Annotated in this window: 18 protein-coding genes and 4 pseudogenes; 20 read left to right on the forward strand and 2 right to left on the reverse strand. The window is 68.7% G+C overall.

Annotation, left to right across the window (positions count from 1 at the left end; translation table 11 throughout):
• The first annotated feature begins 17 nt into the window (after positions 1-17).
• The 16 genes and pseudogenes from TU31_RS32715 to TU31_RS40495 all read left to right on the forward strand — a co-directional run bounded on the left by TU31_RS32715 (position 18) and on the right by TU31_RS40495 (position 12,202).
• The gene (locus tag TU31_RS32715) at positions 18-1,820 is read left to right on the forward strand and encodes a type IV secretory system conjugative DNA transfer family protein (RefSeq protein WP_042161355.1); all 1,803 of its coding nucleotides are present in this window, start codon (positions 18-20) and stop codon (positions 1,818-1,820) included.
• 177 nt (positions 1,821-1,997) lie between these two features.
• Positions 1,998-2,480 (forward strand): hypothetical protein, encoded by a 483-nt coding sequence (locus TU31_RS32720; RefSeq protein ID WP_042161357.1) that lies wholly within the window; start codon positions 1,998-2,000, stop codon positions 2,478-2,480.
• Positions 2,481-2,523: 43 nt separating this feature from the next.
• On the forward strand, positions 2,524-3,126 hold the full coding sequence (locus TU31_RS32725; RefSeq protein WP_042161359.1) for a hypothetical protein: 603 nt from the start codon (positions 2,524-2,526) through the stop codon (positions 3,124-3,126).
• A gap of 43 nt (positions 3,127-3,169) precedes the next feature.
• Positions 3,170-4,015: a hypothetical protein gene (locus TU31_RS32730; protein ID WP_052719134.1), complete on the forward strand. Its 846-nt coding sequence runs from the start codon at positions 3,170-3,172 to the stop codon at positions 4,013-4,015.
• Positions 4,012-4,734, forward strand: coding sequence for an SPDY domain-containing protein (locus TU31_RS32735; RefSeq protein ID WP_042161361.1), 723 nt, complete (start codon positions 4,012-4,014; stop codon positions 4,732-4,734). Before TU31_RS32730 ends, TU31_RS32735 begins: the two co-directional genes overlap by 4 nt.
• 201 nt (positions 4,735-4,935) lie before the next feature.
• A complete protein-coding gene (locus tag TU31_RS32740; protein ID WP_078886082.1) occupies positions 4,936-5,583 on the forward strand; it encodes a hypothetical protein in 648 nt (215 codons plus the stop codon).
• Between the two features lie 173 nt (positions 5,584-5,756).
• Positions 5,757-6,158 carry a hypothetical protein gene (locus tag TU31_RS32745; RefSeq protein ID WP_042161366.1) on the forward strand — a complete coding sequence of 134 codons (402 nt, stop codon included), beginning with the start codon at positions 5,757-5,759 and terminating at the stop codon, positions 6,156-6,158.
• A gap of 35 nt (positions 6,159-6,193) precedes the next feature.
• Complete coding sequence (gene trpA, locus TU31_RS32750; RefSeq protein WP_042161368.1) at positions 6,194-6,976, forward strand: tryptophan synthase subunit alpha; 783 nt, start codon at positions 6,194-6,196, stop codon at positions 6,974-6,976.
• Complete coding sequence (locus TU31_RS32755) at positions 6,969-7,436, forward strand: hypothetical protein (protein WP_042161370.1); 468 nt, start codon at positions 6,969-6,971, stop codon at positions 7,434-7,436. Before trpA ends, TU31_RS32755 begins: the two co-directional genes overlap by 8 nt.
• 69 nt (positions 7,437-7,505) lie before the next feature.
• Positions 7,506-8,396 (forward strand): adenine nucleotide alpha hydrolase family protein, encoded by an 891-nt coding sequence (locus TU31_RS32760; protein WP_245698952.1) that lies wholly within the window; start codon positions 7,506-7,508, stop codon positions 8,394-8,396.
• The gene (locus tag TU31_RS32765; RefSeq protein ID WP_042161372.1) at positions 8,393-9,649 is read left to right on the forward strand and encodes a DNA cytosine methyltransferase; all 1,257 of its coding nucleotides are present in this window, start codon (positions 8,393-8,395) and stop codon (positions 9,647-9,649) included. Before TU31_RS32760 ends, TU31_RS32765 begins: the two co-directional genes overlap by 4 nt.
• The gene (locus TU31_RS32770; RefSeq protein ID WP_063770847.1) at positions 9,649-10,842 is read left to right on the forward strand and encodes a DnaB-like helicase N-terminal domain-containing protein; all 1,194 of its coding nucleotides are present in this window, start codon (positions 9,649-9,651) and stop codon (positions 10,840-10,842) included. Before TU31_RS32765 ends, TU31_RS32770 begins: the two co-directional genes overlap by 1 nt.
• Entirely contained in the window at positions 10,839-11,399 is a 561-nt protein-coding gene (locus TU31_RS40480) for a hypothetical protein (protein ID WP_306304279.1), read from the forward strand. The genes TU31_RS32770 and TU31_RS40480 overlap by 4 nt, the downstream gene beginning before the upstream one ends.
• Positions 11,396-11,566, forward strand: a complete 171-nt coding sequence (locus TU31_RS40485) for a hypothetical protein (RefSeq protein ID WP_306304280.1) — start codon at positions 11,396-11,398, stop codon at positions 11,564-11,566. Before TU31_RS40480 ends, TU31_RS40485 begins: the two co-directional genes overlap by 4 nt.
• 105 nt (positions 11,567-11,671) lie before the next feature.
• Positions 11,672-11,728 (forward strand): annotated as a pseudogene (locus tag TU31_RS40490) (hypothetical protein); the annotation flags it as partial.
• A 15-nt stretch (positions 11,729-11,743) separates the two neighbouring features.
• The gene (locus TU31_RS40495; RefSeq protein ID WP_306304281.1) at positions 11,744-12,202 is read left to right on the forward strand and encodes an SPDY domain-containing protein; all 459 of its coding nucleotides are present in this window, start codon (positions 11,744-11,746) and stop codon (positions 12,200-12,202) included.
• 579 nt (positions 12,203-12,781) lie between these two features.
• On the opposite strand, the gene TU31_RS37445 is transcribed toward TU31_RS40495, so the two are convergent.
• The gene (locus TU31_RS37445; protein ID WP_158894823.1) at positions 12,782-14,101 is read right to left on the reverse strand and encodes a tetratricopeptide repeat protein; all 1,320 of its coding nucleotides are present in this window, start codon (positions 14,099-14,101) and stop codon (positions 12,782-12,784) included.
• 355 nt (positions 14,102-14,456) lie between these two features.
• Positions 14,457-15,388, reverse strand: a protein-coding gene (locus TU31_RS37450) for an IS5 family transposase (RefSeq protein WP_442267809.1) whose coding sequence is annotated in 2 segments (ribosomal slippage) — positions 14,457-14,983 and positions 14,983-15,388 — 933 coding nt in all. Because the reading frame shifts where the segments join, the coding sequence is not laid out codon by codon here.
• Positions 15,389-16,525: 1,137 nt separating this feature from the next.
• On the opposite strand from TU31_RS37450, the pseudogene TU31_RS37455 reads away from it, so the two are divergent.
• The 4 genes and pseudogenes from TU31_RS37455 to TU31_RS32815 form a co-directional block, all read left to right on the forward strand.
• A pseudogene (locus TU31_RS37455) lies at positions 16,526-16,996 on the forward strand (ATP-binding cassette domain-containing protein); the annotation flags it as partial.
• Positions 16,997-17,702: 706 nt separating this feature from the next.
• The gene (locus tag TU31_RS32800) at positions 17,703-17,969 is read left to right on the forward strand and encodes an ATP-binding protein (protein ID WP_042161378.1); all 267 of its coding nucleotides are present in this window, start codon (positions 17,703-17,705) and stop codon (positions 17,967-17,969) included.
• 129 nt (positions 17,970-18,098) lie between these two features.
• Positions 18,099-18,694, forward strand: a pseudogene (locus TU31_RS37460) (IS5 family transposase).
• A 375-nt stretch (positions 18,695-19,069) separates the two neighbouring features.
• Positions 19,070-19,318, forward strand: a pseudogene (locus tag TU31_RS32815) (IS110 family transposase); the annotation flags it as partial.
• Between the last annotated feature and the right edge of the window lie 18 nt (positions 19,319-19,336).

Consider the following 19,336-nt stretch of genomic DNA (forward strand, 5'->3'; position numbering starts at 1 on the left):
CCCTGGAAACACCCCTCTTGCCCAACCCCTCCTCCCCCTCACCGAACTCGAACGACGGCTACGACATAGCCTTCAAGGCCCTCCTCGGCGTTCTCGCCGTCGCCGTCCCGTTGTCCAACCTCGTCTGGCTCGGCGGAAACGCCACCGCGTGGATGACAGGCTCCGGCAGCGCAGCGCCCTACCAGCCGATCGGTGCGCTCCTCCATCCCGACCAGCTGTGGCCCGGCCTTAACCACACCGCGCTGCTCGTCGGCACCCGCATCGCCCCCACCGCTGTGCTGCTCGCCCTCGCCGCCCTCGGTGCCCTGTGGTGGTCGCGGCACAAGAACACCTCCGGCGGAAAGAAGACGTCCTTCCGCGGGCTGGCGCGCAGGAGGGACATCGAGCCCCTGCTCGCCAAGGCGATGACGGCCAAGGCCCGCTCCCTGCGTCCGAGCCTGGCGGACGCAAAGCACGTCGCTCCCCGCGACACCGGAGTCCTCCTCGGTGATCTCCAAGGCACCCGGCATGAGGTCCGGATGGGCTGGGAGGACGTCGCCGTGGCGATCATGGCTCCCCGCTCCGGCAAGACCACGAGCCTGGCTATCCCCTCGATCCTCAGCGCCCCCGGCCCCGTCCTGCTGACCTCGAACAAGGCAGGAGGCGACGCCTACACGGCCACTATCGATGCGCGGGCGACGGTCGGCCGGGTCTGGTCGATGGACCCGCAGCAGATCGCCCATGCCGAGCGCACCATGTGGTGGAATCCCTTGGCGGATGCCAAGACCCTCGACGGTGCCGGCCGACTCGCCGGTCACTTCCTCGCCGCAAGCGTGGACGCAAGCCAGCAGGGCGACTTCTGGTCCAAGGCCGGATCCAACATCCTCTCCCAGCTCTTCCTCGCCGCCGCGCTCGACGACCGCCCGATCACCGACGTGATGGCCTGGCTGGCCTTCCCCGCCGACCGCACCCCGCTGGACATCCTGCGCGACCACGGCCACGCCGCGGTCGCCGCACAGCTCAAGGGCACCGTCGAAGGCCCGCCGGAGACCCGCGACGGGATCTATGAAACCGCCCGCCAGTACGCCGCCGCCCTGCTGAACACGGAGATCGCCGCGTGGGTCACCCCGCAGGAGGACACCCCTGAGTTCAAACCGTCGGAATTCGTGGACAGCACCGACACGCTCTACCTGCTCTCCAAGGACGGCGGCGGGGGAGCCTCGGCGCTGATCGCGGCGTGCGCAGACTCGGTCATGCGGGCCGCGACCGCCCGGGCCGAACGTGCCGGCGGGCGGCTCGACCCCCCGATGCTGGCGATCCTCGACGAGGCCGCCAACGTGTGCAAGATCAGCGACCTGCCTGACCTGTACTCCCACCTCGGTAGTCGCGGCATCATCCCGATCACCATCCTGCAGTCCTACCGGCAGGGCCAGAAGGTGTGGGGGGACGCGGGCATGGACGCGATGTGGTCGGCGTCTACCATCAAGGTCGTCGGCCCCGGCATCGACGACCCCGACTTCGCCGACAAGCTCAGCCGGATGATCGGCGACCACGACGTGGAGAGCACGTCCATCTCGCACTCCGAGTCCGGCAAGTCCACCAGCGTGTCCATGCGACAGGAACGCATCCTGGCGGCCGACGCCATCCGCGCCCTGCCCAAGGGCAGCGCCCTGTGCTTCGCCACCGGAATGCGCGTCGCCGCACTCGACATGAAGCCCTGGTACCAGCAGCCCGAAGCGGACGAGATCTCCGCCGCCTCGGAGCGTGCCTCGAAGGCCATCACCGAACGCGCCGTCGCCAAGACCACGCCGAAGCAGAGCGACTTCACAACGGCCGCGTAAGCACCCCGCCACGACCGCCATCCGCTTCTCCCACAGACGCCACTGGACCGCCGCGGCCGGGACGACGCCGTCCCGGTCGCGGACGGACCGCGGGAGCGAGCAGATCGCCCGCACGCTCTGGCAAGCCCCCTGACAGGACACCCCATCGACACCTACGAATCCCATGAACTCGACGACATGACGCCAGATGCAGCGCTGGATGCCGTCATCGCCGACGTTCGTTCCCACCCCGTCGACGTCGGCCCCGGCGGCTTCTTCACCGCCCTGCGCCACATCGACCTGCTCAGCCATCTCGCCCTGCGCTTCGCCGGCGACGCCCACTACCACCTCGACTCTGCCCACGAAACGGGCTGCGCCTGGCACCCGGTCGAGGAACTCACCAACGCGGCCGTCCCGCTCAGCAGAGCGCAGTACCACTACGCGCAGGCCATGGTTCCGCTCGCCACGCTCAGCAAACCGAACCCTGACACGTCCACGGCCGCGCGGCTTCACGACATCGAGCATCACTGCGCGCTGCGCATGCATCTCCACGCCGCCGCACACTCTCTCGACGAGGCCCGCAGCACCCTGCGCACGCCCACCCCGACGCGGCTTCCGTCCCCCGCCGCCCCGCCCCCGGTGCCGACATCGGAAGAGACCGCTTCGCGCCGGGCCCACTGAGCAACCACCAGACCCCACCCCCAAGAAACCACCCTGGACCGCCTTGCCTCTTCTGGACATCCCCGATGTGTTCATCGGGTCCACCGACGACGGGCACAGCTTCGTCGTCATCAACCGCCGCATCCCCGCCGCCGACCGGCTGCTGACCGATGCCGGATTCTTCGCCCGTGAACACCTCGGCCGCACGCTCTACCTGCTCCCACCGGGCACGGCCCAGGACGCCCACGAGCGCGCCGGGGACGCGATGTACGGGCTCCTGGCCCATACCCACGACTTTGTCGACCTCTCCTGGACAACGCGCTGGAGGCCCGGCACTCCCGAAGCCGATCCGGACCTCCGCTTCCAGTTCACCAACGCCACTGTGACGGCGACAGCCCAGACCTCCGCCGCCCGCTCACTCCTGGAGCAGCACGGCTTCGCCCGCGCGGCGGACGGCTCCTCCTATCAGCCACTGCCCGGGCTGGAGCAACGCAGCCTGCTCGGCGCCGTCACGGCCGCCGAAACGCACGCCTACACCCTCGGCCTCACGGTCCGCGTCGGCCTCGGCATCCCTACTCCGATGGACATCCCAGCCGCACCCGGCCGTGCATCCGCTGTGGCCCCCAGGCCGCCGTCCGCACCGGCGGCCCGTCGCCGCCCGCGCTGATTCCCACCCGCCGCCCTTCTCAAGGGCATGCCCCGGAGCCCTGTTGACCACCGCCGTCGATCTCAACGAGCAGATCAACCATCTGCGCCACCTCGCCCACGACTTCAAAGCCCTCCGCGACCGGGTCCGCGACCTCGCCGTCGCACCAGGCACCGAAGCCCTTCGGCAGCTCGCGCCCCTCGTGCTCAAGAGCCAGGAGCTGGTCCGCGAGGCGCTCTTGCCACTGTCCGCCCTCGACAGAAGCCCGTACGCAGCCGTGAGCGGCAGCCGGCAAACACTCCACGGTCTCGGTGGCGTCGTCTTCGCTGCCTCCCAGGCCAGTTGGGACCTCGCGCAAGCACTGGCCGTCAATCCCCTGGACGGCATCGGCTTCGGCGGGCCGCGCCAGGACGAGGACAGCATCCGCAGCTCCCGGCACGCCCGTGCCGTGCCGGAAATGGCCGGCCACCTCGCCGACGCCGCTCACCGGCTGGACATGTGCGAAACCGCCTGCCACGACCTGGCCACCGGCATCGCCCGCGACCTCGAACGCGCCTCTACCACCAGCAGGCAAAAGGCGCCGCTCAAGATCAGTCCCGCTCAGTACGAAGCGCTGCGCGCGCTGGCGAAGGGCGGTGCCACGATGCAGACGCAGGGCCGCGGCTCGACCATCGTCCTCACCCCCGACCACACACTCATCACCATCGCCACGATTCAGTCCCTGGACACGCACGGCCTGGTCTGCCTCGACACCTCCGTACCGCTCCACCAAGGGCGGGGCATCACCGTGACCGCCGAGGGCCATCGCGCGCTGGGCCAGCACCGGTCCCGCACCGGTGCCACCACGGTGCCGACAGCCACAGCCGCTGCCATGCCCACCGTTGCGGCCAAGCGGGAGGGGCGCCGATGAGCCCGTACGCACACGACGACCGGGTCATGGTTTCGCCTCGGTACATGGCAGGCGCCGGGGACCGGGTCGCCGACGTGATCGGCCCCCTGATCCACCTTTTCGGGTGGAAGCACGAGCACGATGCCGCCACCGGGCACGTCGCAGTCGACAGCCCCGACGCCAGCCTGTTCGTCGACTTCGCCCCACTGCACCCGCGCGGTCAGTGGCTCACCGTGGCCCACCATGAGCCGTACTGGGAAGCGACGTTCAGCAGGCAGACGCCCCTGGAGGCGGTCGCCGCGGTCACCCAGGCACTGCCCCAGCTACTCGGCGATGCCCGTCACGCCGACCGCATCCCGATCACAGACATGCCCCTGGACCAGCTCGCCGAGCTGAACAACTGGTCCGCCAAGGACGGCACCCTCACCTCACCCGACCTGTACTGCCGACTGCAGCACACGCCCGACCAGGAGATCGCCTGGCAGGTCGAGCACGTCTACTACGAGGGCACGCCGCTGGCCACGTTCACGCAAGACACCCCTGAGTGCCTCGTCCGCAACTTCTTCGCCCACCTGACCGCGCTAATGGCGGTGGAGCGGGTCTTCTCCGACATCCCCCTCAGCACGCGGCATGGAAACAGCGCCTTGATCACACCGGTCCGCGGGTCCGGAGTGAATCCCCAGATCCATCACGCCCTTGCACAGCTCGACCGTCCCGACCGCCCCGGCCGCCGCCGCTGACTCCCCGATCGCCCCGGAGCCATCCTGACCGAGAAGACCGCCTCCCTTGAGCCCGCCGAACAACTCCTCCATCTGGCGGCCGACTTCACCCGATTCAACGACGCTCACCAGCGGCACGCACTCAACGGGCCCACCCCCGCCACCCTGCTGAACGCCCAGACGGAATCTGCACAACACCTGGCCCGGTCCGCGCTCGCCATCGTGGACACCCTCAACGCCCAGCCGATGTACCACAGCACCGCCATCCACGCGGTATACGCACGCGTGCGCCAACTCGCCCATCTCGCATCCGACGCAGCCGACCATCTCATCGACGCCGTCGACCTCCTCGACCACACCCGCGCGGGGCTGCCCGTGGAGCTCGGCGACGGCTTCCTGGCGGTCGTGACCGAGCAGGAGGCCCGCCGGGGAGCCGGCCGGTGCTTCACCCTTGTTGCGAGCCTCACCGCCCTGGGCTCCTCAGACGCCCTGGCGACCGCTGAACTCTTCGCTGTCGAACGCCGCCTCCGGGGCTTCGCGCCCAAGTACCAGCCGCCCGCCCTGTCCCCCACCCAGGAGTCCACGCTGCGCGCGGTGGCGCGCGGCGACGTGGCGATCACCAGCGGCAAGCCCTATCTGCGCCGCGAGGACCTCCGCGTCAGCATCAGCACCATCCGCTCCTTGGAGAGCCGCGGCCTGGTGATGCGCGAGGACTGCCCGGACTGGTTCCGCGACGAGCGCGTCCACCTCACCGCAGCCGGGCGCCGCGGCCTCGCCGCCTCCTTCGCCCGGCCCCGCTCCACCGCACCCACTGCAACACGCCCACCCGCCCGACCAGCCGCGACCGCAGCACGAGCCGCGGTCCGCTGACCTCAACACCCGGAGTCTCCACGACGTCTTCCGACACTCCGACAGCACACGATCTGGCCCGGGCCCTCGCCGACCAGCTCTGCCCCGGCGCCGCACCCCGTGACGTGACCGTGCACTTCAGCGCCCGCCGACAGGCCCCAGCCGAGTACCGCCACCGCGGCCGAGGCGGACCCGTGACGGTCTTCGCCCAAGCACTGCATGCCGACCTCTTCGGCCTCCCCGCGGACGACGAGCCGCTGCCCACCGCCCTGGACACGCTCCTGCAGGCCACGCACACCGCCACCGCGCCCGAGCAGCAGACCGCGATCCTGCGACAGGTCGCCGAGCAGCTGCGCAACGGTGCCGAGATCATCCAGCGCTACCAGTACCGGGCCCAGTGGGACCGGCTCCCTGACGACGTCGCCGAGCAGCTCCGTGACGCCCACGACCAGGCCCAGCAGGTCGCCCAGACCCTCGACCTCGTCGCCCCCGCCTTCAGCAGCCCTCCCGCCGCGCCCGAGCTGCCCGGCCCGCAATCGCGGCACACCGCCGCCCCGCCCGCACGCCCGACTCCACCGGCCGGGCGCCGCCGCTGACCTCCGGCGACAGCCCCGCCGGGAAAGGCCCCACCCTGACCACTGCCGATCCCCTCCACGCCCTCCTCACCCAACCCCGCTGCTCGCTTGGCGTGTTCGTCCCGGCCGGCCTCCATCCGGTATCCGCCGAGCGCCGTCACCTCGACCAGCTCGCGCAGGCAGGTGCCGACCTGTTCGAGGTCGGCCTGGCCACCGAGGACGCCTTCCTCGACGGACCCGTCATCCAGTCCGCCTACCACCGCGCGCTGCGACGCGGAAACGTCCTCGATGCCGCCGTCCGCGCCGTCGAGGATGCCGCCGGCCTCCGGCCGACCGTCGTCATGACCTACTGGGAGCCCGTCCGCCGCCACGGCCCCGAGCACCTGGCCCGCCTGTTCGCCGACGCCGGTGCCGCCGGCGTGATGGTCGTCGACCTGCCCGCCCACCATGCGGCCCGCTGGCACGACACCGCGCGGGAAGCGGGCCTTCGCACCCCAGGCCTCATCCCGCGCACCACCCCCGACACCAGCCTCCCCGCCGCGGTCGCCGACGCCTCCGGATGGCTCTACGCACCCGCCAGCACAGCCCCGACCGGCTACCGCGGCCCGCTCGACCTCCCGGCGCTCGCCGACTTCACCCGGCGCCTGCGCGCCGTGAGCCCGCTGCCCGTGGTCTCGGGAGTAGGGATCTCCACCCCGGCCCTCGCCGCGCGCGTCGCCCCGGTCGTGAACGGCGTCGTCATCGGCACCCCGGTCGTCCGCGCCCTGACCACCGACCCGGGACAAGCCCCCGCCCTGACTGCCGCGTTCGCCCAGGCCCTGAGGGAGACCCGTGCCTGATCGCCCCGCACCGGCTCAGACCCTCGACCGGATCACCACCGACGCCCTGGCCCTGCACCGGGCCCTGCGCACCAGCATCACCGACGACGCGCATGCGCTGGCCGCGTGGATCACCGAGACCCAAGACCTCGCCGACACCGCCCTGTATCTGTTCCGCGCCCTCGCACAGCACACGCCGCACACCACCTCCGCGGACCTGCTGCTCCTCGAACGGGTCGCGCACATCGCCAAGGCCGCCCAGGACGCGGGCGCCGAACTGGCCGCCGCCCTCGCCCGGGCCGTGGAGAACCGGCGCCGCCGAGCCGACGCCGTGTCACAGCGGGTGGTCCTCATCGGGCCCTCACCGCAGCAGTTCATCGAGTCGGCCACCGACCTCCTCGACCGCATCCCCGCCCTCTACCACGCCATACACCGCGACCGGCTGGTCCCGCCCAACCCGCCGACGCACTTGCCGCATTGAGAGCGCGTTCCCCCATTCCCCACCCCAGGACAGACCATTTCAGATCAGCCCCGATTTCGCGCCCTTTCCCTGGGCGCGGGAGTTCAGTCCAGCACCCTCCTCGCCCTCTCCGCCGAGGGCACCCTCCCGAAGGTCGATTACGCGATTTTCGCCGACACCGGATGGGAACCCGAAGCCGTCTACGCCCATCTAGACCGCCTGGAACGGGAGATAGCCAAGCCCGCCGGAATACCCCTTCTACGTGTGTCGTCCGGGAACATTCGCAGCGACGCACTGAACCCGGATCACCGGTTCGCCTCCATGCCCCTCCACATCCTGAACAAGGACGGGCGTCCGGGAATGACCCGAAGGCAGTGCACCGGCGAATACAAGATAAAGCCGATTAAAAAGAAGGTCCGTGAGCTACTCGGGCACCCCTACCCTTCGCGCATTCCCAAGGGGGTGTTCGTCGAGCAGTGGGTGGGGATCTCCACCGACGAGTTCCACCGGGCCAAGGACGCCGATGTGAAGTACATGCGCAATCGGCATCCGCTTCTGGACCTTGACTGGAGCAGGGCGGACTGCGTCCGCTATCTCACCTCGCTCGGACTGGCCGAAACGCCGAAGTCCAGCTGCCTGGGATGCCCGTTCCACGGAAATGCGCAGTGGCGGCACATCAGGGATACGTCACCGTCCGAGTGGGCGGACGTCGTCGAATTCGACGCGGCCATCCGGCAGGGCAATGCCCGCGCCAACGCGTCCGGTAACCGGCTGCTCGGCGAGGCGTTCCTCCACCGCTCCCGCGTCCCGCTGAGCCAGGCGCCGATCGACCACGTCACCGCCGCCGAACGGGCAGCCCTGCGCCTCGGCGAAGACGAGGCCGACGAGCTGGAGAACGGCGTCACGGACGGCTGCTCGCCCTGGTCCTGCCGCGGTGACGTCGACGCCGCGGTGCAGGACGACTTCGGGCTGGCCGCTTGATACTTGATCTCTTCGCGGGGCCAGGCGGCTGGAGCAGGGCACTGAGCGTCCTCGGCGCCCAGGACATCGGCCTGGAATGGGACCAGTGGGCCTGCAAAACTCGCACTGCCGCTGGGCAATTGACGATTCAGACCGACGTGGCGATGTATCCGACGTGGCCCTTCCTCGGCCGGACCCGCGGACTGATCGCGTCCCCGCCGTGCCAGGCATGGTCGATGGCCGGCAAACGCCTCGGGCTGATCGACCAGCCCCTGGTCCACCAAGCGGTATCAGACCTCGCCGCTGGTCGCGACACCCGCGAAGCGCTCCTCGGCGCCTGCCAGGACGTGCGCTCCTTGTTGGCCGCCGAGCCCATGCGCTACCTCCACGACCTGAATTCGGTCGGAGAGCCGGAATGGGTCACCATGGAGGAAGTACCCGACGTCCTCCCGCTGTGGAAGCAGTACGCAGTGATCCTGCGCAGCTGGGGGTTCTCCGTGTGGACCGGCATCCTCAACGCCGCGGACTACGGCGTACCCCAGACGAGGAGGCGGGCGATCCTGCTTGCCTCCCGCGTCCGCACCGCCCAGCCGCCCCCACCGACCCACGCTCAGGTCGCCGAGCCCGAGACACTGTTCGGGCCGGGCCGGGACCGCTGGGTCAGCATGGCCGAGGCACTGGGCTGGGGCGCCACCGACCGGCCCGTCCCCACGATCTGTGCCGGCGGCGGGCCGGGCGGTGGCGCGGAGCCCTTCCCGTCCGGCTCCCGTAAGGCGCTCTCCGACACCCGCGACCGTGGCACCTGGACACCTCACCCGGACGCCCCCCTCCAGCGCTCCGGCAGGGCAGGAGCCGGGCCTGCCGCCCGCCCCGTTGCCCAGGACGAACAGGCAGCGGGCCGTCCCGTGCCGGAGCCTGACTGGTCGTGGTCCTTGCGGAGCAACAACCAGGCCCACGCCACCGTCCGGCCCCTGTCCGAGCCGGCGGGAACCCTGTTCTTCGGGCACCGCTCGAACGAATGCACCTGGGTCGCCGAACCCGCTGCCCCGCTGGCCGGGGACGCGGAGTCGCCCGTCGTCCCGGCGCCGATCCGGATCACCGCCCAGGAGGCGGGAGTTCTGCAGACCTTTCCCGCCGACTACCCCTGGGCCGGCAACAAGGGCCAAGTCTTCAGCCAGATCGGCAACGCCGTACCACCCCGCCTCGCTGCCCACCTCCTCGCCCCGCACCTCGGCAAGACCCTCACCCCCGACGACTTCACCCTGGCCGCCTAATGCCCGACCCCACCGCTTCGTACGAGGGCGACGACCTGGACGACCTGCCACCGCCACAACCCGTGCACTACGCCGAACAAGCCCTGCTCGGCGCCCTCCTGCTCGAACCACACCGGCTCGACACCATCGGCCACCTGGAGCCACACCACTTCGGCAATCACGCCCACAACGCCCTGTTCACCGCCATACGCACGGTCTCGTCCCCCGACCCGAAGCAGCACGTCAAGGACACGGCATGGCTTGGCGCCGTACTGGCCAAGGCGCGGCACGAAGCGCCGGGGCTGACCGCCTCCTACCTGCACACGCTCATCCAAAGCTGCCCCCGGCCCCAGCACGCCACGGCCTACGCGGGCATGATCCGCGCCGATCACGCCCGCCGGACGCTGCGCGAGCACGCCGACCGGCTGTGCCAGACCGCCACCGACACCACCCTGCCGAGCCCGGCGACCACTGTCCTCGCACAAGCCGATGCCCTGAGCCGCTACCTCGACGAACTCACCACGCACTTCGCCGCGCACCCCGGCTCCCTGCCCCGCACCCCTGCCTCACCGCCGCCACCGCGGCAGACCGGCGAAGAAGCCCTCGACGAGGAACATCTGCTGCTCGCCACCGCGACCGCCCACCCGGATGACCTCCACCTCATGCGGTGGCTGCAGCCAGAGGACTTCGCGCTCCCCCTGCACGGACAGCTCTACCGGTGCCTGACCGCCCTCGCCCGCCGCGGTGACGCCGTTGATCCGGTAACGGTCCTGTGGGAGGCCCAGCACCAACAGCTGCTCACCGCACAAGTCACACCAGCCGACCTGATGGCCCTGGTCTCCGATCCCGTCGGCCTGCCCGACTACTGGGGCGAGAGGATCTTGCGACGGGCCTTGCTCGGCCAGGCACACGCCGTTGGACTGCGACTGGGCGTACTGACCGACGACCAGGCCAACACCATCCATCAGCTCATCACCGGAAGCCGCCGCGCACTCGCCGGCCTGTCCGCCGTACGTAGCCGGTGGCAGCACGCCACCTCACCCACACCGGAGAGCCAGCCCTCGCGCACCAAGTCGTCGGCGGCGCCCCGAGCTGGTCCGCCGCGGACCACGGCTCCACCGCCACCCACCGCACGCCTCACCCGGCTGACCGCAAACCCGCCGGTGGCCGGGCCCCTTGGTCCGGCCACCGGCAGAAAGAGCACCTCTTGGTGACACCGTCATCCATCGACGCGCACGTCCGCCTCGATACCCACCCCACGCACCCCAGCGCTGTAGTTGCCACTCCGACCGGCGCCCAGGCCCACATCCCCCACATGAGCCTGGAAGCCGCCGACTGGCACGTTGTCGCCAAGAACACCTTGGTCCTGGCGCACATCGACCACGAGGAGCCCTACTGGGCCGAGGACGCCGCCCGGGAACTGATCGCCTCGGGGATCGCCGTCGAGATCACGCCCAGGCTCCGGGAAGCCATCAACGAGGAATGGACATGGGCTGACTACCCCATGCACTGGTGCACCCGCACCGAGATCCGGGAGGTCTCCGCCGAGGCCCAAAAGATCTTTGACGACATCCGTCACGGTCTCCTCCTCATCCACGCCCACGCCCACGATGGCCACGCCACCGTCGCGGTCGGGACCTACCTCAACACCGGCAAGAGCGTCTACCTCCACGGCGAGAACTCGCCGACACCTTCGACTCACCCGCCAAGGCTCTGGTCGCCTTCGAGCGGCTCCACGGCGACACCATGCACCCGGGCCCCGCACCTTTGACCGACACCGAGCGCGCCGCTGCCGAAGCCCGGACCTCCATCGGCACACCGCCTGCCGAGCCCGAGCATCCCCGCCCGGAGCCGGAGACCGTACCGGCCTACGCCGCCGATCCCGGCGACCACGACGCCCTCCTCGACGAATTCCTCGACACGCACGGCGACTGGTAGAAGTGGCGCACCGGGTCAGACGAGACCACCCACGCCATCCACGAATCCCAGACCCTGCGCATCGAGCGCCTCCACGAAGCCCCCGCCCACGAGACCGCCTGGACCATCGCCGCGTACGAGACGCCCGTCTCGGACCGCATGTGGCACCTCACCGCGACTGGGGCGACACCCGCCCCCGTGCTGCAGGAGCTGCTGAACCACCTCGCCGACGGTGACGGATGGGACACCGCTGTCGGCCTCGCCGTGGACGGGAAGTCGGTCACCGCCGCCACCAAGCCGCTCGTTGAAGCCGGCTGGAAGCACACGGTCGACGGGCGCTTCATCCGTTGGACGAACCCGTCCCAGGACGCGGGCGTGCAGTTCGACGTCTTCGCAGCCCAGAAGCCGAGCAGTGCCCTCGCCACCTGGACCATCTGGGCGGGCCCAAGCGTCGACCAGCCCACCTGGGCACTGCACGCCTCACCCCACACGCCGGCTTCAACGCTCGCCGACCTGGCTACAGAACTCGCACACGGCACTGGAACCCGCCATCACGGGCCCCGTTCCAGTGCGCCCCGGCAGCCGCCCCCGGCGAATGCGAAGCTACCCGCCGCTGCCCCCACCGGCCCCGGGCTCCCAGCCCGCCGACTCCGCTGAGCCTTCGCCCAAGGCCGCAGAACCTGCGTTGGCGGCTCACCAGTCCGGACGCCATAGGATCGGCGCCCTGGCGCAACCGGCTACCTCAATGAATGGGGCAACCAATTGCCCTATCCCATCTTGTACGGCACGCTCGTGATGAATTCGGCGTCGCGAAATGCCGTGCCATCATCGGCGACCCGCCCGGCACAGCTCAGCGCCCGGCCTCTCGGCAGACCAGGCGTTGAACTCCCCTCAGATGGTGCGCCGCAGTAGGACTATCACTGTGGCATCGTCGCGGTATCCATCATTCCCTCCGCCATGATGCTGGGCCGCGCTTCGGATGACCGAAGTGACCACGCTCAGCGCCTCCCGTGCAGGGAAAGGACCTTCACTCTTCGGTGCACCCTCGCCCAAGCGTCTGGCCCGTAGGGTCGAACCAGCGGCCGTGTACGGCAGAGGAGCGCCCATGAAGCGCGGGCGGGCAACGGAGCTGCTCTACGAGATGCTCGACAGACTTCAGGAGTCACACGCCGGAGGCCAGCATAATCGCCAAAGCCGTCCCCATCCTGGAGCGGCAACGCTGAAGAAGTTCACCGATCATTCAATAACTATTTCAAATCGTTCTTCTATTGCAGCACATTCGGCAAGACGGCCGACACTCCGGTACGAGACCGCCAAGTTCCCATAGGCATTTACCGTAAGAGGATGATCGATCCCTAGCAGGCGTTCATAGGCATCCGCAACCTGCTCTTCGATCGAAATCGCCTCAGCAAGCCGCCCGGCCTTCCAATAGCTGGTGGCCAGGTTGCCGCGCGCCAGGAGCGCGTGCGGGTGCCCATTTCCAAATATCTCCTCAAATGCGACAGCGACCCGTTCCTGAATTTCGATCGCCTCACCGACACGTCCGATCTGACGGTAGACGACAGCGAGGTTCGCGTAGGCGATGAGACACTCAGGGTGATCTTGCCCGAGCGCGTTCCCGAACCCACGGGCGACATAGTCCATCAGGGCAATACCGTCATCAATACGGCCAGCGGCACAATAGGATCGGGCCAGGGCGGCCCGACTATTGAGAGTTTCAGCGTGATCGGGACCGAGTTGCCGCTCGCGGGCATCGGCGACTCGCTCTTCGAATGCAATCGACTCTCCCAAACGCCCTGCAGCCTGGTAGGCGGAAGCCAGATTCAGGGACGCAGTGAGTGTTTCAGGGTGGTTGACACCAAACACCTCATCAAATCCGGCGACAGATTGTTCCAGCATTTCGATGGCATCATGATTGCGACCTGCCAAATGATAGTGCGCGCCAAGGTTGCTGCAAGTAATCAGGGCCGCAGGGTCGCGCGACCCCAGAGCTAGTGCATATTTCGCGGCAACTATTTCCAAAATTTCGATTGCAGGACCCAGTTGCCCCACGTGGCCATAGGCAGTAGCGAGATTATTAAGGCAGTTGAGGAGTTCTGGCGAGTCGCCCCCATGTACCTTCTCCAGCTTTATTGCATTGCGCTCCAGTAGCACGATCGCCTTGTCGCCATTTCCGGCACTCCGGCAGGAAACTGCAAGATTTCCGATCGCCGTGAGAGTATCTGGGTGATTGCGCCCCAATCGCCGTTTACGTTTCTTGGCGACTTGCCGATGGATATCTACAGCCTCTTCGAGAAGACCTGCTCGCCAACAGGCGGTAGCTAGCTTGTCGCGCACTGACAGTGTCGCGAGGTCGTTCTTCCCAAGCAATTGCTCGTACTGGCAGGTGAGGCGACGCCAGTAATCGAGTGCGGCGGGATACAGGCCAGCCTCAAGAAGGCTAGTGCCGTGGCGGTATAGCAGAGGGTGGACGATGGCTGACCACCGTGGGGCCCCGACGCAATTCGCGAGGGTGTCGACGTTGGCTCGTAGGGCAGTTCCCAGGTCGGGGGCCATGTGGTCCTCTTCCGGCCATACCTCCAGCAGCGCGTACGCGGCGGCTGTCACGATGGGAGGTAGCTCCCCTGGGCGTACGGTTTCCCGGGCCGCGCGCGGTCAGGGCGTGCAGCCGCACTGACCGATGTCCGCCTTCAGGATCGTCGACGAGCAGCCCGAAGCGGTGAAGCAGTCTCAGCGTTGACTGGGCTTCGTCCGGGCTGACTGCCGCAGTCAGCGATTGCGGCGGGGTCGCCCGGTGGGCACTCAGGTACTCGATGATCGCAGTGCTCGTCCATAGTGTCCTGGGGTGCCCGGCGGGATCGAGATAGGCGCCCAGACGGATGGCGGGGAGAGCTAGGCACTGTTTCTCGGATCATGTTCGGAGCCAGATCATGAGGGTCGCGACCGTGACGGTTCCGAGGTAGACGTAGGCACGTTTCTCGTAGCGGGTGGCGACGGCCCGGAAGCCCTTGAGGCGGTTGATGGCTCGCTCGACAGCGTTGCGTTTCTTGTAGCGTTCGCTGTCGAATCCGGTGGGCCGGCCGCCGTCGGCGCCGCGGTTGTGCCGGTGCCGTTGCTGGTCGAGGCGTTCGGGGATGGTGTGCCCGATTCCGCGTCGTCGCAGGTAACGGCGGTTCTTGCGGGAGGTGTAGGCCTTGTCCGCCAGGACGTGGTCGGGTCGGCTGCGTGGCCGTCCGACTCCGGTGCGGGGCACGGAAACCTGCTCCAGCACCCGCTCGAGCTGGGGGCCGTCACCGTAGTGCCCGGGTGTCACAACGAGCGCGAGGGGCCGGCATCGTCCCTCGGCGGCAAGGTGGATTTTGGTGGTGAAGCCGCCGCGGGAGCGTCCCAGGCATTCGCCGATCTGATCACCTCCTCCAATCGGACGACCAGTTTCCGCAGCACCGGATCGACCCGGTTCGTCCCCTGCCCGGCCCCCTTTTGAGGAACCGCGGCTGGGGGCACCTTCCTCGCACCGGCGGCGTGCTGGTGAGCCCGCACCGCGGTGGAGTCCACTGACACGTCCCAGTCGATTCGGCCCTCAGCATCCTCGGCGGCCTGGACACGGGACAGCAGCCTCTCCCACGTTCCGTCCGCTGACCAGCGGCGATGACGTTTGTAAACCGTCTCCCACGGCCCGAACCGCTCGGGAAGATCCCGCCACTGCACACCCGTCCGCACCCGGTACAACACCCCGTTAATCACCCGCCGATGATCACTCCACCGACCCCCACGCGCACCACCACGAGGCAAGAACGACTCCAGTCGATGCCACTCTGCATTCGTTAAATCCCCACGACCCATGGAACCAGCCTGACCCCAACACCCCACCCACGTCCGGAGATCCGAGAAACACTGCCTAGTGCTGACCTGCGGTGCCGCGCACGGAAGTTGTGTCGAGGACCCCGGCCGACCGCATTCGACATTTGCGGGAAAGAGATTCCAAAAACGCGTAGTACTACGTATACGTGCACGGCCCGGCGCTGCGAGACGCCGACCGCCATGGCAGACCGCCCCGAGGTCCCTCCCCGTCACCGGCGAGGAGCCGGTTCGAACCCCCGGCCAACCGTTCCGGTGCGCCGCATCGCGTCCGCGCCCCAGCCCGCCAGGCCGGCCGTGGGCCAGGTCGACGACGAACCCCTTCGACAGCCGGCCCGTCCCCGGCCGGCCGGTCCGCCATACCGGTCCCCCAGCATGAGCCGGCACTCGCCGAGCCATGCTCTGCGGTCGCCACCAACGGCATCTGCCGACCCACCGGCGCGCCGAGCAGCGCAGCCGGCCCGGCGACGATGTGGGCCAGTGTGAGGCGTTGAAGTTCTCCGCGGCGCCATCGACCACGGTGCGCTGCTCATGGCGCACATCGTCTTCCAAACCGTGGGCCGTGACGGCCTGGACGATCCTGACGACGACTGGGAGGTGCCAGCTACGGCAGCCTGGTAGGCGTACGCGGCCGGCCGCTGCGCGCCTGCCTGTCCGCCCTGGGCATCGCCACCACGGTCGCCATCCTCGGCATCACCACCGGCAGCCAGGCACAGATCAACGCCCAGCTCGCCAAGGTCGGCACCAACCGCAACACAAATCCACATAATCACTGTGAGGACGGGGACCCTGCTGCGACAAGGGACTCGTCCTGCTCACCACGATGGAGACGGTCTCAGCCGGCATGCACAGCCGACCGCCTCGGTCGGTAGGCGAGCCGATACGAGGTGCACCCGCTCGGTGAGTGCTGTCGGGCTGGCCCAGCATTCCCCCAGTACGGCCGACCAACGCGACCACCATCGCAAGCACCTCGTACATCCCTATTTTTCCGGAAGTCAGGATCAGACCTGAGCATGACCCGCCGACAGCCCATACCTCCCAAGTCTGCCTGCAGAACCACGACAAGGGCTGATCCGGCCGCTTCCGGGCGTCGGAAGGATGGTGTGAGCACCCGGGCCGCATATGTACGACAGGAGTCCTGCTGTGGCCAGCACACACTCCAGCACCCGCACCGACGACCATGGCGCCGCGGTGACCGCCCGCGCGACGGACCTGACAAAGGTCTACGGACAGGGCGAGACGCGCGTGGTCGCGCTCGGCAGCGTCTCGGCCGAGCTCCGTAAGGGCGCGTCCACCGCCATCAGTGCTCCCTCCCGCTCAAGCAAGTCGACGCCTATGCACTGCATGGCAGGGCTCGACACGGTCTCCTCGGGGTCCGCTCGAATCGGGGACACCGAGCTGTCAACGTTGAAGGACACGCAGCTCACCCAGCTGCGTCGGGACGAGGTCGGCTTCATCTTTCAGGTCTTCAACCTGCTGCCCACGCTGACCGCCGCCGAGAACATCACGCTTCCGACAGACATTGCGGGCCACAGGCCGGACCAGAAGTGGCTGGCCAATCATCGCCTGGGCCGTGGGGGAGGCCATCGGCCCGGGGCTCCGGGATTACCTCGTGGTCATGCCGTGGAGTCGGACGGCAGTCTTCGTGGCCCTGGCAGCCTTGGTCGGCGTCATGGCGGCGGCGTGGCCCGCTCGTCGGGCGGCCAGGCTGGACGTTCTTGATTCCCTCCAGACCGAGTAGGGCAGTAAGCCGGCTTCCGAGTGCGGCGATACTTCGGAGCCGTCGGTCACCGGCCTGCTGACCGAAGCCGTCCGGCAGGACAACGCGTCAACCCCTGCCCGCACGACGCGCGACTGCGTCAGCAGCCGGCCACCGAGGTGCCCAGGGCGGAAGCCCCGCCGTGGGCGCACCCTTCTTCGCTCTCCTGAAGAACCGTCGCGCAGAGGGCACAGACATGGAACAGAGCACAAGGCGGCTTCTCGGCCGCGTCGCAGAGACGGTCGGTCGAACTGGCACAGCTGGCGGCCGCCGCGGCCGCGGGTGAGGGGAAGACGGCCTTCATTGTCGGGGAGGCCGGGCTGGGCAAGACCGCCTTGCTGAGCTCTGCCGCTGCCGCCGCGGAGCGGCTGGGCATCCGGACACTCCGTGGGACGGCTCAGGAGCCGGAACATCAGTGGCCCTTCGCCGCGATCGTCTGCTGCCTGGGAGTGGACGGGACGTGGGCCGACAGCCGCCGTTCCCGGGAAGCCGAGATTCTTCGGGGCGACGGACGGCCCGGGACGCCAGGTGCCATCGGCGGTGCGGGGCGACGGATTCGCCAGCGCCGAAGCGCTGTTGGGCTTGGTCGACGACTTGTGTGCGCACGGCCCCCCGACGCTGCTGCTCGACGAGCTCCAGTGGGCCGACACCGCGAGCCTGCACGTGGTGCACAGGCCGCTGCGATCGGTGCACCAGCTCCCGCTGCTGCTGTTCTGGGCCTGCCGGCCGGGCCCCGGCGGGGTGGCGACCGGCTCACCCGCGGCATGGCCCCAGGTAGTTGCTCCATACTGGAACTGGCACCGCTGAATCCGCCCACGGTATCCGCCCTGCTGGCCGGTGTCTGCGGCGGTGAGCCGGGCCCCCGGCTCGGGGCGATGGCCGCGGGCGCGTCGGGAAACCCGCTGTACGTCACGGAGCTGGCCGCCGCCCTGGTGCGTGCGGAGGCCGGACGGCTTATGGGAGCTTGCCAAGCCGTTGATTCCGGAGGACCGGATGCGGCCGCAGGGCGGTGGAACGCGAACACGCCTGGATGAGACGCTGTTCGCGGCAATCATCTACGTGCTGGGCAGCGGCTGTGCCTGGCGGGCCCTGCCGCCGTGTTTCGGGATATCGAAGTCGACCGCGCATCGCCGGTTCATGATCTGGTCGCGGGCCGGCGTATGGGGCCGACTGCACGAAGTCGTGCTGCATCAACTCGACAACCACGGTCTGATCGATGGTCTCCCGCGTCGTCCTCGACTCCGCCCAGGTACGGGCAAATAGGGGGCGAACTCACAGGCCCCAGCACCGTGGACCGAGGCAAGCCGGGTGCCAAGATGCACATCCTGTCGGACGCGAACGGACTGCCGCTCGTCGTCGGCGTCTCCGCCGCCAACACCCAGCGGACCATCTCATGGCTGTCCGGATACCGCAGGCTCAGCCCGCGCTAGGAACGCCATTGACGCAACTACCTGGCTTTTCTCGGTCTTGCAGCCGCCCTGTACTGCTACAAGCGACTCCTCCGTCTCACCACCTCACCTTGCAGGGCCTAGATGGGCTGGGCGGTGGACGGAAGAGCCCGTACCGTCATCCTGTGCTCAAGGCTCTGGGCCGGGCGGTCCCGGAGCTGAGCGCAGTACGTGACTTGGGCCGAGCGCTTGAGTTTCCGCAGCTCGGCGCGGAGGTCATCGGGCGCGGACACAGTCAGGGCCTTGAGTAGGTTGTTCGCGACAGCGGAGGCGAGGACCGCACCCTGACGGGGGCGAGCAGGACACGCAGTGCCTCGCGCTCACCTCGGAGCCGAGGCTGGATCAGGTGCTCGGTGGCCAGGGCCTCCTTGACGGCCTGGATGGCATCGAGCATGTCGGTCTTGCGTCTGCGAAGACCGTGAGAGTGAAATCCTCGCTCTGATCAGGGAGTTGACGCCCGAGCTCCTCGAACTGCTCGGAGTCGGGCCGATCACTGCTGCTCAGATCCCGGTCAGCTGGTCCCATCAGGGCCGGTTCCAGTCGGAAGCAGCATTTGCGTCCTTCGCCGGCGTCTCACCGATCCCCGCTTCTTCCGGGCTTACCAACCGGCATCGGCTCAACCGCAGCGGAGACCGGCAGCTCAACCGGGCTATGCACACCATCACCCTGATCCGCATGCGACTCGACCCCACCGACCGAACCAAGATCGGGAGCATCGAGGAACTT

Source organism: Streptomyces lydicamycinicus (assembly GCF_000829715.2).
Classification (GTDB): domain Bacteria; phylum Actinomycetota; class Actinomycetes; order Streptomycetales; family Streptomycetaceae; genus Streptomyces; species Streptomyces lydicamycinicus.

Bases quoted from the DNA above. Each gene is read 5' to 3' on its own strand.
- TU31_RS37445 (WP_158894823.1), bottom strand. From the start codon at position 14,101: ATGGCCCCCGACCTGGGAACTGCCCTACGAGCCAACGTCGACACCCTC.
- TU31_RS32770 (WP_063770847.1), top strand. From the start codon at position 9,649: ATGCCCGACCCCACCGCTTCGTACGAGGGCGACGACCTGGACGACCTG.
- TU31_RS32720 (WP_042161357.1), top strand. From the start codon at position 1,998: ATGACGCCAGATGCAGCGCTGGATGCCGTCATCGCCGACGTTCGTTCC.
- TU31_RS32735 (WP_042161361.1), top strand. From the start codon at position 4,012: ATGAGCCCGTACGCACACGACGACCGGGTCATGGTTTCGCCTCGGTAC.